The 14,866-nt window shown below is 68.7% G+C and carries 12 protein-coding genes; 4 read left to right on the top strand and 8 right to left on the bottom strand.

Annotated elements, in window-relative coordinates; genetic code table 11:
- Positions 1-293: 293 nt before the first annotated feature.
- A complete protein-coding gene (locus JHD82_RS04895; protein WP_013802017.1) occupies positions 294-656 on the top strand; it encodes a winged helix-turn-helix domain-containing protein in 363 nt (120 codons plus the stop codon).
- A complete protein-coding gene (tsaA, locus tag JHD82_RS04890) occupies positions 653-1,153 on the top strand; it encodes a tRNA (N6-threonylcarbamoyladenosine(37)-N6)-methyltransferase TrmO (RefSeq protein ID WP_199135581.1) in 501 nt (166 codons plus the stop codon). Before JHD82_RS04895 ends, tsaA begins: the two co-directional genes overlap by 4 nt.
- Before the next feature lie 29 nt (positions 1,154-1,182).
- Here tsaA and dnaE read toward each other — a convergent pair whose 3' ends face one another.
- The 6 genes from dnaE to JHD82_RS04860 all read right to left on the bottom strand — a co-directional run bounded on the left by dnaE (position 1,183) and on the right by JHD82_RS04860 (position 9,858).
- Complete coding sequence (dnaE, locus tag JHD82_RS04885) at positions 1,183-4,569, bottom strand: DNA polymerase III subunit alpha (RefSeq protein ID WP_199135580.1); 3,387 nt, start codon at positions 4,567-4,569, stop codon at positions 1,183-1,185.
- Complete coding sequence (locus JHD82_RS04880; RefSeq protein WP_199135579.1) at positions 4,562-6,061, bottom strand: DNA polymerase Y family protein; 1,500 nt, start codon at positions 6,059-6,061, stop codon at positions 4,562-4,564. The genes dnaE and JHD82_RS04880 overlap by 8 nt, the downstream gene beginning before the upstream one ends.
- Before the next feature lie 6 nt (positions 6,062-6,067).
- Positions 6,068-6,952 carry a translesion DNA synthesis-associated protein ImuA gene (gene imuA / locus JHD82_RS04875; protein WP_065346671.1) on the bottom strand — a complete coding sequence of 295 codons (885 nt, stop codon included), beginning with the start codon at positions 6,950-6,952 and terminating at the stop codon, positions 6,068-6,070.
- Between the two features lie 90 nt (positions 6,953-7,042).
- The gene (locus JHD82_RS04870) at positions 7,043-8,407 is read right to left on the bottom strand and encodes an HD-GYP domain-containing protein (protein ID WP_013802012.1); all 1,365 of its coding nucleotides are present in this window, start codon (positions 8,405-8,407) and stop codon (positions 7,043-7,045) included.
- Positions 8,408-8,509: 102 nt separating this feature from the next.
- Entirely contained in the window at positions 8,510-9,148 is a 639-nt protein-coding gene (locus JHD82_RS04865; protein WP_012206068.1) for a 3-oxoacid CoA-transferase subunit B, read from the bottom strand.
- Positions 9,149-9,150: 2 nt separating this feature from the next.
- Positions 9,151-9,858 (bottom strand): CoA transferase subunit A, encoded by a 708-nt coding sequence (locus JHD82_RS04860; protein ID WP_013802011.1) that lies wholly within the window; start codon positions 9,856-9,858, stop codon positions 9,151-9,153.
- Positions 9,859-9,931: 73 nt separating this feature from the next.
- Here JHD82_RS04860 and JHD82_RS04855 point away from each other — a divergent pair, with 73 nt between their 5' ends.
- Positions 9,932-10,474 (top strand): PAS and helix-turn-helix domain-containing protein, encoded by a 543-nt coding sequence (locus tag JHD82_RS04855; RefSeq protein WP_199135578.1) that lies wholly within the window; start codon positions 9,932-9,934, stop codon positions 10,472-10,474.
- A gap of 264 nt (positions 10,475-10,738) precedes the next feature.
- Positions 10,739-12,190, top strand: coding sequence for a catalase (locus JHD82_RS04850; RefSeq protein WP_199135577.1), 1,452 nt, complete (start codon positions 10,739-10,741; stop codon positions 12,188-12,190).
- 66 nt (positions 12,191-12,256) lie between these two features.
- On the opposite strand, the gene JHD82_RS04845 is transcribed toward JHD82_RS04850, so the two are convergent.
- On the bottom strand, positions 12,257-12,697 hold the full coding sequence (locus JHD82_RS04845; protein ID WP_199135576.1) for a nuclear transport factor 2 family protein: 441 nt from the start codon (positions 12,695-12,697) through the stop codon (positions 12,257-12,259).
- A gap of 47 nt (positions 12,698-12,744) precedes the next feature.
- Positions 12,745-14,766 carry an NADPH-dependent 2,4-dienoyl-CoA reductase gene (locus JHD82_RS04840; RefSeq protein ID WP_199135575.1) on the bottom strand — a complete coding sequence of 674 codons (2,022 nt, stop codon included), beginning with the start codon at positions 14,764-14,766 and terminating at the stop codon, positions 12,745-12,747.
- Between the last annotated feature and the right edge of the window lie 100 nt (positions 14,767-14,866).

Here is a 14,866-nt window from a genome sequence, read left to right as displayed (position 1 = left end):
CCCGGTGGCAATGTGACGAAATAGCGCCGCAGCACGCAGGCATCGGGACGCGGCGCCGGCAGGTCAAGGGCCTTGCCAATGCACTCGCAGACGATGCGCAGGCAGCGGGCGCCCTGGTGGCAGCGGCAGCGCGCCGGCCCTGACGGCCCGTGTGCAGTAACGCCCTGCCAGAGCACCCCTTCGCTGTAGCGATCCATGCATTGCGTATTTCCCCTTAGCCCCTGTGACGGCGCAAGCCGTTGATTTCGCTTAACCTTGACGTTCGCTTTTCTCCTGTGCCAAGTCCTTTCCCCATGTCCTCCAAAGTCCAGTTCCGCCTGCGCGTATACAACGACAGCACCATTGCCATCGGTCCCGGCAAGGTGCAGTTGCTCGAAGCCATTGCCGAGGCGGGCTCCATCTCGGCTGCAGCGCGATCGCTGGGCATGTCCTACCGGCGCGCCTGGGTGCTGGTCGACGAGATGAACCGCGCGCTGCAGACGCCGGCCGTCAACACCAGCGCCGGCGGCGCCCATGGCGGCGGCGCCTCGCTCACCTCCACGGGCGAAGCCATCGTCAGGCATTACCGCTCCATAGAGACCACGGCGCGCATGGCGGCGGCGGCCGATATCGCCGCGCTGACACGCCTGCTCAATCCCCAGGGAACGAGCGCATGAGCGCGGCCGGCTCCACGGCGCAGGCCGTCGCCTGCCGCCCCATCGGCCATGTGCGCAGCCGCTTCACCGACCCGGTGGGCATGCCCATACAGACGGCGGGCGCGGCCGACGAGGCCGGCAGCGTGGAGCTGCTGCCCGAGTTCGAGGCCGGGCTGCGCGACATCGAAGGCTTTGACTACCTGATCCTCATCACCCACCTGCACCAGGCCGTGGAAAAGCTGGAAGTCGTGCCCTTCATGGACGACAGCAGCCACGGCGTGTTCGCCACGCGCGCCCCGGCGCGGCCCAACCGGCTGGGCCTGTCCATCGTGCGCTTGGTGCGGCGCGAAGGACTGCTGCTGCATTTCCTGGGCAACGACATGCTGGACGGCACGCCCGTGCTCGATATCAAGCCCTACGTGCCCAGGCTGGATGTGCGCCAGACCGAGCGCATAGGCTGGTTCGGCAAGCGTATCGACCAGATGCCCGACATCCGCGCGGACGACCGCATGGCCTGAGCCTGCTTCGGCAGCAACGGCAACAGCCCTCAGTGGAAATTGCGGCTCGCCACGCCGGCGCCGCCCAGGCGGCCCAGCCAGCGGCTCATGTCGCGTGCGCGGTGCACGATGAGATGGCGCACGGCGGGCACCTCCTGGCTGGCCTGCTCTGCAGGCGCTGGCTCGCCGCAGTCCTTGCCGCCGCCCCAATCCGAGCTGCTTTGCCAGATGCCCTCCACCGCCAGCAGCCGCGCGCCCAGCAAAGGCTCGCCCCAGCGCGTGACGGTATCGGGCCAGACCACCAGGTTGACCGTGCCCGTCTCATCCTCCAGCGTGATGAAGAGGGTGCCCTTGGCCGTGGGCGGGCGCTGGCGCACGGTGACGATGCCGCAGGCCCGCACGCGCATGCCCGCCAGCGTGTCGCGCAGCTCCAGCGCCGTGCGAAGCCCGTGGCGGTGCAGGCGGTCACGCAGCAGGGCCAGCGGGTGGCGGCGCAGGCTCAGGCCCGTGGCCGCGTAGTCGAACAGGATTTCCTCGCCCTCGGGCGCGGCGGCCAGTTGCACGGGCGCCTCGTGCACAGGCACGCCCGCGAACAGCGGCGGCTGCACCTGCAGGGCCGCCGCATCCCACATCTGCTGGCGGCGGTGGCCTGACAGGCCCTGCAGCGCATCGGCCGCCGCCAGGGCCTGCAGCTCGGCGCGCTGCAGCCGGGCGCGCAGGGCCAGGTCCTCGGTGCTCCTGAACGGCGCCTGCGCGCGGACCTGCGCCACGCGCTCGCCCGAAGTCTTTGGCAACTGCGCCACCATGCACAGTCCCAGGCGCACGGCCGGCTGCGGCAGCTCGACGCCGGCAATGCGCTCGTGCGGCGCCTCCAGCGTGCAGTCCCAGTCGCTGTGGCGCACATCAACGGGCAGCACGCGCACGCCGTGGCGGCGCGCATCCTGGATCAGCTGCGAGGGGGTGTAGAAGCCCATGGGCTGGGCATTGAGCAAGGCCATCAGGAAACAGGCCGGCTCATGGCGCTTGAGCCAGGCGCTGGCATAGGCCAGCATGGCGAAGCTGTAGGCATGGCTTTCTGGGAAGCCGTATTCGCCAAAGCCCAGCATCTGGCGGAAGATGGCCTGGGCAAATTCGGCGCTGTAGCCGTTGGCCAGCATGCCGTCGATCAATGGGCGCTCGAAGCGGTGCACGCCGCCCTTGCGCCGCCAGGCGGCCATGGAGCGGCGCAGCTCGTCGGCATCGCCCGCCGAGAAATCTGCCGCAATCATGGCGATCTGCATCACCTGCTCCTGGAAGATGGGCACGCCCAGCGTGCGCTTGAGCGCCTTCTCGAGCGCGGGCTTTTCCAGGACCAGCTCGCCACCCTGCCGCCGACGCTCGCGCGCCTGCAGATAGGGATGGACCATGCCGCCCTGTATGGGGCCGGGCCGCACGATGGCGACCTCGACCACCAGGTCGTAGAACTCGCGCGGCTGCAGCCGGGGCAGCATGCTCATCTGCGCCCGGCTCTCGATCTGGAAGGTGCCCACGGTGTCGGCGCGGCAGATCATGTCGTAGGTGGCCGGGTCGTCCTTGGGAATGTCGGCCAGCTCCCAGCGCGGGCCGCGCAGCGCGGCGCGCGCGTGCAGGCTGCCGCGCAGCACGGTGAGCATGCCCAGGGCCAGCACATCGACCTTGAGCAGATTCATGGTGTCCAGATCGTCCTTGTCCCACTGGATGACCGAGCGGCCCTGCATGGCGGCCGGCTCCACGGGCACCAGCCGCGTCAGCGGCCCGTCGGTCAGCACAAAGCCGCCCACGTGCTGGCTCAGGTGGCGCGGGCTGTCGCGCAGCTGCAAGGCCAGCTCCAGCCACAGCCGCGCACGCTGGGGCGACAGTTGGGGGCAGTCGTCGCCCAGCCGCTCGCGCAGCCGGGCCAGGCGCAGCAGCTTGGAGCGCACCCAGCCCAGGGCCGGGTCATCGGGTTCGGGCTCCGGCTCGGCCGCCTGGTCCTCGGCATCGCTGAACCAGTGGTGCTGCCGGGCCATGGCGTCGATCAGCGCCGCATCCACGCCCAGGGCCTTGCCCGCGTCGCGCAGTGCACCACGTGTGCGCCAGCAGCTGACCACGGCCGTCAGCGCCGCACGGCCGCGGCCGTATTTTTCGTAGATGTACTGGATGATGGTCTCGCGCCGCGCGTGCTCGAAGTCCACGTCGATATCTGGGGGCTCGCTGCGCTCGCGGCTGATGAAGCGCGCGATCAACAGCGTCTGCAAGGTTGGATCGACGGCCGTGATGCCCAGGCAGAAGCAGACCACCGAGTTCGCGGCCGAACCCCGGCCCTGGCACAGGATGTCCTGACTGCGAGCGAATCGCACGATGTCGTGCACGGTGAGGAAGTACATCTCGTAGCCACAGTCGGCGATCAGCGCCAGTTCCTCTTTGAGCTTGTCGCTCACCGCGTCGGGAATGCCTTGCGGATAGCGCCCCGCCGCTCCCTGCCAGGTATGCCAGGCCAGGGTCTGGCGCGCGTCCATGCCGGGCAGCACGCTTTCCTGCGGATAGTGGTAACTGATCTCACTGAGCTTGAAATCGCAGCGCGCGGCAATCTGCAAGGTTGCATCCAGCATGGCACGTGGATAGATGCCGCCCAGCCGCAAGCGCGAGCGCAGATGCCGCTCGGCATTGGGGTGCAGCTCGAAGCCGCACTCGGCCACCGTGCAGCCCAGGCGCAGCGCCGTCACCAGGTCCTGCAGCGGCTTGCGCGAGCGCGCATGCATGTGCACGTCGCCGCAGGCCACGCAGGACAGGCCCAGCAACCCTGCCACGTCCTGCAGGCTTTGCAGCCACAGGCTGTCGTCGGGCGCCAGCAGCAGCTCCACGCCCAGCCAGCAGCCCGGCCCCAGCTGCGCCATGGCGGCCTGCACGGCCTCGGCCATGGCGGGCACATCGCCGGGCAACAGCTGCGCACGCTGCGGCACAACGATGCATTCGCAGCCTTCACGCAGCAGATGCCAGGGGCTGTCGGCATCGACCAGGTACCGGCCCTTTTCGGCACGGGCGCGCGCCGCGCTGATGAATTCGCAGAGGTTGCCCCAGCCGTTCAGATCGCGCGCCAGCGCCACCACGCGCAGCGGCCCCCAGGCGAATTCGCTGCCATGGATCAGGGCCATCTCGCAGTCGCGCGCGGCCTCGAAGGCCCGCACGGCGCCGGCCACCGAGCATTCGTCGGTCAGGGCCAGCGCCTGGTAGCCCAGGGCCTTGGCGCGCTGCACCAGTTGGGCGGGCGAAGAGGCGCCGCGCAGAAAGCTGAAGTTCGACAGGCAGTGCAGCTCCGCATAGCCGGGCAGGCCCGGGCCCGATGCCATGCCGGACACCGGCCCGGTGGCCTGGGGCGGGGGCTGCAGCCGCTGCAGCTGCGGGGGCGGCGGCTCCAGCAGGATGTCCTGTTCAGCCATAGATGCCTTGCGCAAACCAGGCGGCGGGCGACAACAGGGCCGGCATGCCAGGCAGCCGCTCCGATGCAGGCGTGCGCTCGCGGTAGATCCAGACATGGCCGACAGCCGCGTTGCTCGCCACGAAATAGTCACGCACAGCCAGCGCTGCATCGGCCTGCGGCTCTCCCCACCAGCCGGCCTCCAGCCGATAGGGGCCGGCCAGCAATTGCAGCGGCCCCTGCCAGCAAGGGCGGCTGCCCTGCAGGAGCAGCGGCTGGGGCGGATCGAGCAGCCAGGGCGGCAGCAGGTCCTGCCAGGGGTTGGCCGCCTTGCGCGCGTGCGCGGGCCGCCGCGGCGCCTGCGGGGTCTGCAGGGCCTCGCAGGCCGGGGTCCAGCGCTGCATGGCCTCGGGCCGGTGGTCCGATTGCAGCTGCGCCACCCGCACGCCCTGCGCACCACGACGGGCCGAGACGCGCTCCACCCATTCATGCCAGGCCATGCCGCTGGCCGCGTCTGTCGCGCCTGCCGCCTCGCCCAGCGGCGCCGGGCCGGGCGCGGCCGGTGGCAGGCAACTGCCGGCATCGGCCGCGAAAGGCGCGGTGTCCAGCGCCACCAGCTCCAGCATGTCCGCAGGCGCGCGCCAGGGCGTGCGGGCCAGGCGTTCGCGCAGCAGGCGCTCCATGTGTTCCAGCGCCTGGGCGGGGCGGGCCGTGCGGATGTCCAGCGCTTCCCAGGCCGGCAGCTCCGTGCCGTCCACGCGCCGCAGATCGTGGTGCCAGCGCAGTTGCAGGCCCAGCACACCCTGGTGGCGGGCCTGCAGCCAGGCCTGCAGCGCACGCAGCATGGGCCGGGCGGCCTGCAGCAGGGCCTGGGCGTCGCTGGCCGGATAGCCCAGGTCGGCGCGCAATGCAAAGTGCTCGGGCAGCTCCAGCCAGTCCAGCGCATGGGGGCTGCTGCCATAGGCCTGGTCCAGCGCCAGCAGCGCCGGCAGCCCGATGCGCCGCGCCAGGCCCGCGCGCGGCAGGGCGCGCAGCTCGCCCCAGCGGCGGCAGCCCATGCGCTCCAGGGCCGGCGCATGCGGCTCCAGTGCGGGCAGTGTCCAGATGGGCAGTGCGTCGGCAGGCGGCCAGGGCTGGCGCGAATCCGTGCCCTGCATGCGCCAGCGCAGACGCGCCAGCGCCTCCCATGCCGTGGCGCCCCGGGCCCAGAACGGCATCCGGGGGCCGCCCGCCTGACCGCCCTCGGGCTGCTGTTCGCGCAGCGCGCGCAGCAGGCCCAGCAGCATGGACTGGCGGCCGCCCCACAGGCGCTCCACGCTGCCCACCTCCATCAACGCCACGGCCTGCCCTGCCCCGTACCAGAGGGCCACGCGCGGCGTCCAGCGCAGGGCCCACCAGGCCTGCTGCGCGCAGGCACTGCCTTCGCCATCACTGTCGCCGTTGCCCTGGCCATCGCCCTGCGCGACATGCAGCGGCCAGGCAATCCAGTGCAGTGCTTGATTCGGCTGTGCCATGGCATCTCACCCCAGGGTGTGCGCTGCCGCCTGCAGGGCGGGCGCCTCGGCGGGCAGCAGCTGCCCGTGTCCATGAAGCCAGCGCTGCGCCTCGTCCGCCTGCCGGGTGCGCCGCTGGGCCTGGGCCTGCAGCACGTCCTGCCAGGCCCAGTGGTGCAGCGGCAGCTTCAAGGGATGCTCCAGCGCAGGCCCCCGGCGCTTGAGCAACTGCACGCGCAGGCAGGCTGGCGTGCCGCCTTCGCCCGGCTCCCCCAACTCTGTCTCCACGCGCAGCCGCAGCGGCGCGGGCGAGGCCACCGTCTGCAGGGCGGCCGAGGCCTCGCGCCACAGCCACAGAATGCGCCCCTGCGCAGCGGCCGCCCATTGCAGCCGGCGCAGCGTGGCCATGGGCAGACCGGCTGGCAGCCAGGCCAGCACGGCCAGCACGTCGCGGCAGCGCAGTGCCTGCTCACAGACCCAGGCCAGCCCTGCCCCATCGCCTGCCGGGTGGGCGCCGGGGTGGGCGCCCGGGTGGGTGTCGGCCTCCACGCAGCACAGCCGGTGCGCCGCCACGCCTGCCGCTTCCAGCCCCGGTGCAAAAGGCCTGCAAGGCGGCGCCACCAGCACCACCTGGCCCGCGCTGCGCTGCATCAGAGCGGCCAGGCCCGGCAGCAGCAGCGGCCACTCGGCATGGCCATGGGCGGGTTGCAGCAGCTCGACCATGGCGCCCAGCGGCCAGCCCCCGCCCGGCAATTGCGCATCCAGCAGCGCATGACCCGAAGGCTGGACCCGCTGCTGCAGCGCCTGCTGCCAGCCATCGCCACGCCACACGCCCTGCAACTGAGGCAGCACACGCGCCGCGCCCGCCATGGGGGCGGGCTGCGCAGGTTGGGAGGCGTGGGGCGTGGTCATGGGGGAAATCTCAAATACTGTATGAATATACAGCACTCTTGATTTCCAAGAGATCCACGGATGTAAAAAAGCCGGGCAAGCCCGGCTGTCTCAGTGCGCTGGCGCTCTCGCTGCGCCGCCCGCTGGGGGTGTGGCGTCGATCTGCATGCAGGCTTCGCACCACTGCGCGACCGCTGTGTCCACGGCGTGGGTGCGGGCGTTGATGGCGGGCCAGCGGCGCAGGCAGGCGTTGACGATGGCCTGCAGTTGCCACAGCGCCTCGCGGCTGAGCAGGGCCAGCTCGCTCATGCCCTGCACATCGTCCTTGAGGTAGGCCAGCAGGTCGGTTTGCTGGCTGGGATGCAGGCCGGCCTCGGCCAGCTGCTTTTGCAGGCCGCCGATGCTGGAGTCGATGTAGACGGCCGCCTGGTGGTCGGGCATGGCCTGCCAGCGCTCGGGGAAGGCCTGGCTGAACGTGTCCCACATCTGGAAGGCGGCCGACAGCGCTGCCACGCTGTGCGTGACCTCGGCCTGCAGCGGCGGCAGCGGCGTGCCCGGCGAGATCTCGTCGTACAGCAGCGGCAGCAGGATGCCGACCAGATCGGCCGGATAGCGGCGGTGGTTCATGCGCAGCATCAGCGACAGGCGCTGGCCGGGCAGGTCCTGGAATTTGTCGAAGAAGGCCGAGACCACCTCGGCCAGCAACAGGATACGGCCCATTTTGGAGATGGCTTCGCCATGCACGCCGCGCGGATAGCCCGTGCCGTCCATGCGCTCGTGGTGCTCGAGCACGGCCATTTCCACGTCCTGCGAATACGCGCCCGCGCCCCGCATGATGAGCATGCCCGTGACCGAGTGCGCCACCAGGTGCTTGCGCTCGGCGCCCGTGAGCCGGTAGTTGGGGTCGGTCCAGGCCGGGTCCATGTAGAGCATGCCCACGTCGTGCAGCAGGGCCGCCGTGGCTAGCGGTCCGCATTCACGCTCGCTCCATTCGCTTTGCAGCGCCAGGTAGATGGCCACCAGCATCATCTGCAGGCTGTGGGCGAACAGCTCGGGCCGCTGCTCGCGCATGACCGTGAGCTTGAAGGCGATCTGCGGCGGCAGCACCATCAGGCGCAGCGGCGCCAGCAGCCGGTCCGTGCCGCCCAGCGACTGCACCAGGCGGCGCATCAGGTCCACGGTCTCGCACTGCACCATGGCCTGGGCCTCGATGGCCAGCACGTCCACGCGGTTGTCCACGCCCAGGTGCTTGTCGATGGGGTCGCGCAGCTTGTGCTTGACCAGGCGCTCGTACATGTTGCCGTCGATGCGCGCACCCTTGTCCACGAGCTTGACGCCCTTGTCGTTGAAGATGGGCTCGCCGGTGACCACGTTGCAATGCTCGGCCATGTCGGTGACGGCGCGCAGGAAATGCACGCCCTCGTCCTTCCATCCCTGCGCTGTCGGTGGATTGCGCACGGCCGCGACATCCGTCATAGAGGCTCCCATTGGCTCGAAATCTGAAATATAAGCAAAAGAGCCCGCGCAAGGCGGGCTCTCGTTGCGCAGGCCTGCCAAGGCAGGCCGTGCACGGCAACATCAGCGAATCAGCGTCACGCCGGTCTTGGACTGGATGTCCTCGAAGCTCACTTCGGGGGCCAGTTCCACGAGCTTCAGGCCCTGCGGCGTCACGTCCATCACTCCCAGGTCGGTGATGATACGGTCCACCACGCCCACGCCGGTCAAAGGCAGGGTGCAGGCGGGAAGAATTTTGAGGTCGGTCGTGCCGTCCTTCTTCTTTGCCACATGTTCCATGAGCACGATGACGCGCTTGACGCCCGCCACCAGGTCCATGGCGCCGCCCATGCCCTTGACCATCTTGCCGGGAATCATCCAGTTGGCCAGATCGCCCTTCTCGGACACCTGCATGGCGCCCAGGATGGACAGGTTGATCTTGCCGCCGCGGATCATGGCGAACGACTGGTCGCTGCCGAAGATGGACGAGCCGGCAATCGTCGTCACGGTCTGCTTGCCGGCGTTGATCAGGTCGGCGTCCACGGCATCCTCGGTCGGGAAGGGGCCGATGCCCAGCATGCCGTTCTCGGACTGCAGCCACACTTCCTTGTCACCCGTGTGGTTGGCCACCAGGGTGGGAATGCCGATGCCCAGGTTGACGTAGAAGCCGTCTTCGAGTTCTTGGGCCGCGCGGGCGGCCATCTGGTCTTGGGTCCACGGCATGGTCAGGCTCCTTGTTTTTCTGTGATGGTGCGCTTTTCGATGCGCTTTTCGGGATTCGGGTTGTGCACGATGCGGTGCACGTAGATGCCGGGCAGATGGATGTCGTCCGGTGCGATCTCGCCGACCTCGACCACCTCTTCCACTTCCACGATGCAGACCTTGCCGGCCGTGGCGGCGGCAGGGTTGAAGTTGCGCGCCGTCAGGCGGAACTGCAGGTTGCCGCTCTTGTCGGCCCGGTGGGCCTTGACCAGGGAGACATCGGGCACGAGCGAGCGCTCCATCACATAGGTCTCGCCGTCGAATTCGCGCAGCTCCTTGCCCTCGGCCACCATGGTGCCCACGCCGGTCTTGGTGAAGAAGGCGGGAATGCCGGCGCCGCCTGCGCGCAGCTTCTCGGCCAGCGTGCCCTGGGGCGTGAATTCCAACTCCAGCTCGCCGGCCAGGTACTGGCGCTCGAACTCCTTGTTCTCGCCCACATACGACGAGATCATCTTCTTGATCTGGCGCGTCTCCAGCAGCTTGCCGAGGCCAAAGCCGTCCACGCCCGCGTTGTTGGAAATCACCGTCAGGCCCTTGGCGCCGCTGTCACGCAGCGCGTCGATCAGGGCCTCGGGAATGCCGCACAGGCCGAAGCCGCCCACAGCCAGCAATTGCCCGTCGGCCACGACGCCCTGGAGCGCCTGCTCCGCGGAGGGGTAGAGCTTTTTCACACATGTCTCCTTCAGATTGGATGCGCTACGATACTACGTACTTGCATAGGTAGTTTTTCGTAAAGATTTGCCCATGGAAATAGATTACCGGCTGGCGTTCGAAGCCGCCCCCGTCGGCCTCGTGATCTCGCGCAATCGCACCATGATCGACTGCAACCGCCAGGTCTGCGAGATGTTCGAGGCCTCGCGCGAGGTGCTGATCGGCCAGACCTTCCAGATCCTCTACCCCAGCGCCGACGAGTACGAGCGGCTGGGCGCGCGCATCGCGCCCATTCTCAACGCCCGGGGTTTCTACTCGGACAACCGCATCATGAAGCGCGCCAACGGCGAAACGTTCTGGTGCCATGTCACGGGCCGCACGCTGGACCGCAGCGACCCGCATGCCTCGGGCATCTGGAGCTTCGAGGACCTCAGCGCCCACCGTCCCGTCAAGGCCGAGCTCACGGGGCGCGAGCGCGAAGTGGCCGCCCGCCTGCTGGAAGGCCTGACCTCCAAGGAAATCGGCCGCGCCCTGGCCATCAGCCACCGCACGGTGGAGATCTACCGCGCACGGCTGATGCGCAAGTACGGCGCCTCCACGGCCGCCGATCTGGTCCACAAGCTGGTCTCTGGCTGACAGGGCGACGGCCTACACGGGCCGTATCCGCCCGCGCAACACAATGCCTTGGCAAAAAGCATGCCCGGCACGGCGCATGCGGGGGGCGGTGAAATTTTTTGGCTATGGCGCAGTTGAGATTTGCCAATCGCCAAAGCCTTGCCGCATCCATAGAAAGAAACAACAATAAAAGCAATTCGATAGCACGCAGCTATTGATTTTCCAAGCGCCGCGCTGCCTGCGTGCAAGCCGGCGCCGCTACCACCCCTCGATCAAGGAGAGACCATGACCCACAAGCTCACCACCGCCGCAGGCGCCCCGGTTGCCAACAACCAGGACTCGCTCACGGCCGGCCCGCGTGGCCCGATGCTGTTGCAGGACCTGTGGCATCTGGAAAAAATGGCCCACTTCAACCGCGAAGTGATTCCCGAGCGCCGCATGCACGCCAAGGGCTCGGGCGCCTTCGGCACCTTCACCGTGACGGGTGACATCACGCGCTACACCCGCGCCAAGGTGTTCTCCGACATCGGCAAGCAGACCGAAGTGTTCGCGCGCTTTTCCACCGTGGCCGGCGAACGCGGCGCGGCAGACGCAGAGCGCGATATCCGCGGCTTCGCCGTCAAGCTCTATACCGAGGAAGGCAACTGGGACCTGGTGGGCAACAACACGCCGGTGTTCTTCTTCCGCGACCCGCTCAAGTTCCCCGACCTGAACAAGGCCGTCAAGCGCGACCCCTACACCAACCTGCGCTCGCCCGAGAACAACTGGGACTTCTGGACCGGCCTGCCCGAGGCGCTGCACCAGATCACCATCGTCATGAGCGACCGGGGCATTCCGCGCGGCTACCGCCACATGCACGGCTTCGGCTCGCACACCTACAGCTTCATCAACGCCAGCAACGAGCGCCACTGGGTCAAGTTCCACTGGGTCTGCCAGCAGGGCATCGAGAACTTCACCGATTCCGAGGCGGCCTCCGTCGTCGCCTCCGACCGTGAAAGCAGCCAGCGCGACCTGCTCGAAGCCATCGAGCGCGGCGAGTTCCCGCGCTGGAAGCTGTGCGTGCAGATCATGCCCGAGCATGAAGCCGAGACCTACCGCTTCCACCCCTTCGACCTGACCAAGGTCTGGAGCAAGAAGGACTACCCGCTGATCGAAGTGGGCGTGATGGAGCTCAACCGCAACCCGCGCAACTACCACGCCGATGTGGAGCAGGCCTCGTTCACGCCAGCCAACCTGGTGCCGGGCATCGGCCCCTCGCCCGACCGCATGCTGCAGTCGCGCCTGTTCTCGTATGGCGATGCCGCGCGCTACCGCCTGGGCGTGAACCACCACCAGATCCCCGTGAACGCGCCGCGCTGCCCCTACCACGCCTACCACCGTGACGGCGCCATGCGCGTGGACGGCAACTACGGCGGCACCATCGCCTACGAGCCCAACACCAAGGGCGAGTGGCAGGAGCAGCCCGCCTTCGCCGAGCCGCCGCTGGCCCTGCACGGCGCGGCCGACCGCTGGAACTACCGCGAGGACGATGCCGACTACTTCACCCAGCCCGGCGACCTGTTCCGCCTGCTCACGCCCGATGCGCAGCAGCGCCTGTTCGAGAACACGGCGCGCAACATTGCCGGCGTGTCCGAGCACATCGTGCAAAAGCACATAGCGCACTGCACCCAGGCCGACCCGGCCTACGGCAAGGGCGTGGCCGATGCCATTGCCCGCCAGAAGGCCGGCACGCTCTGACCGGCTGATGCCCACGGCAAAACGCCCCCGCATCGCCGGGGGCGTTTTTCATGGCGCGCCCTGCCCTCAGGCCACGGCCTTGAAGGCGGGAAGCTTGTCGCCCAGCCGCTTGCCCATCTCCGTGCCCAGGGCCTGCAGGCCGCTCATGGGGCGCACCATGACCTCGAATTCCCGGATCAGCCCCTGCTCGTCGAAGCGGATGAAGTCGATGCCCTTGAGGTTCTTGCCGCCCACGCTGGCGCTGAACTCCAGCACCACGTCCAGGCCGTCATCGCTGGCCATCTGGCGGTGGTAGGTGAAGTTCTCGAAGACCTGGACCACGGTGGACAGCGCCAGCATCAGCGCGGGTGCCGAGGCATAGGGCGTGTTCGCCATGGGCGAGCGGAACACTGCATCGGGATGGACGATGGAGTGCAGCTCGCCCAGGTCGATGGCGGCAACCATGCGATGCCACAGCTCCAGGGAGCGGGCGACTGCGGGATGGGCGTTCTTCGGGGGCTGGGACATGCTTGTCTCCTGATGGTTGAGGTGGAAAACGGAATCGGGCGGCGCCCTCAAAGGCTGGCCGCCAGCGTGGTGCCTTGCACGATGGCGCGCTTGGCGTCGAGTTCGGCCGCCACGTCGGCGCCGCCGATCAGGTGCACGCTGCAGCCCGCCGCGCTCAGGGCCGCATGCAGCTCGCGCTGCGGCTCCTGGCCCGCGCAGAGCACGACGTTGTCCACCTCCAGCAGTTGCGGCTGGCCGTCCACGGTGATGTGCAGCCCGGCGTCGTCGATGCGCTCATAGGCCACGCCCGAGCCCATGGCCACGCTGCGCGCCTTCAGCGAGGTGCGGTGTATCCAGCCCGTGGTCTTGCCCAGTTGGTCGCCCACCTTGGTGGACTTGCGCTGCAGCAGGTGCACGCGGCGCGGCGAGGGCTCGGCCTGCGGCTGCGCCAGGCCGCCGGCCTGGGCGTAGCCGGTGTCTATGCCCCACTCCGCGTAGAACTTGCGGGGCGCCACGGCGCCGCTGTCGCCGGCATGGGTCAGGTACTCGGCCACATCGAAACCTATGCCGCCCGCGCCGATGATGGCCACGCGCTCGCCCACGGGCCTGTCGCCCTGCAGCACGTCCAGGTAGCCGAGCACCTTGGGATGGTCCACGCCGTCGATGGCGGGAACGCGCGGCCGTATGCCCGTGGCCAGCACGATCTCGTCATAGCCGCCCTCGATGAGCTGGGCAGCCTCCACGCGGTGGCCCAGCCGCAGCGCCACGCCGCCCAGCTCCAACTGGCGGCGGAAGTAGCGCAGCGTCTCGTGGAACTCCTCCTTGCCGGGCACCTTCTTGGCAATGTTGAACTGCCCGCCGATCTCGCTGGCCGCATCGAACAGCGTTACCGCATGGCCGCGCTGCGCGGCGGTGACGGCGAAGCTCAGGCCCGCCGGGCCGGCGCCCACCACGGCGATGCGCTTGGCGGCGGGCGCGGGCGCAATCACCAGCTCGGTCTCATGGCAGGCGCGCGGGTTGACCAGGCAGGAGGTGATCTTGCCGCCAAAGGTATGGTCCAGGCAGGCCTGGTTGCAGGCAATGCAGGTGTTGATCTCGTCGGCCCGGCCCTGGCGCGCCTTGCGCACGAAGTCGCCATCGGCCAGCAGCGGCCGGGCGATGGACACCATGTCGGCATAGCCCTCGGCCAGCAGGCGCTCGGCCACTTCGGGCGTGTTGATGCGGTTGGAGGTGATCAGCGGGATGCCCACCTGCCCCATCACGCGCTGCGTGACCCAGGCATACGCGGCGCGCGGCACCTTGGTGGCGATGGTGGGAATGCGCGCCTCGTGCCAGCCTATGCCCGTGTTCAGCAGCGTGGCGCCCGCGGCCTCGATGGCCTGGGCCAGCGCGATCACTTCCTCCAGCGTGGAGCCGCCCTCCACCAGGTCCAGCATGGACAGGCGGTAGATGATGATGAAGTCCCGCCCCACGCGCTGGCGCGTGCGCCGCACGATCTCCACCGCAAAGCGCATGCGGCCCGCGTAGCTGCCGCCCCATTCGTCATCGCGGTGGTTGGTGCGTGCGGCGATGAACTCGTTGATCAGATAGCCCTCGGAGCCCATGATCTCCACGCCGTCGTAGCCCGCATGGCGGGCCAGGGCTGCGCAGCGCACGAAGTCCTCGATGGTCTGCTCCACCTCGTCGCCCGTCAGCGCATGCGGCACGAAGGGGTTGATGGGCGCCTGCAGCGCGCTGGGCGCCACCAGCCCGGGCTGGTAGGCATAGCGGCCGAAGTGCAGGATCTGCATGGCGATCTTGCCGCCCTCGGCATGGACGGCCTGCGTGACGATGCGGTGCTGGTCCGCCTCGTGTTCGTTGACCATCATGGCGCCGCCCTTCATGGGCCGGCCGCGCTCATTGGGGGCGATGCCGCCCGTGACGATCAAGCCCACCTCGCCGCGCGCGCGCTCGGCGTAGAAGGCGGCCATGCGCTCGAAGCCGTTGGGCGCCTCTTCCAGGCCCACGTGCATGGAGCCCATGAGCACGCGGTTTCTGAGCGTGGTGAAGCCCAGGTCCAGTTCGGCATTCAGGTGGGGGTAGTGGGTCATGCCTGTCTCGCTTTTTTATGCAACTGATTGCATGAATGTAGTCAGCCTCCTTTATTTATGCAACTGGTTGCGCAAAAAATTGCAGAAATGACTGCAGCGC

Origin of the sequence: Delftia sp. ASV31, from assembly GCF_016428765.1 — a bacterium.
GTDB classification, from domain to species: Bacteria; Pseudomonadota; Gammaproteobacteria; order Burkholderiales; family Burkholderiaceae_C; genus Comamonas; species Comamonas acidovorans.
The sequence above is the reverse complement of the archived record's forward strand: the minus strand, read 5'-3'. Positions and strand labels throughout refer to the sequence as shown.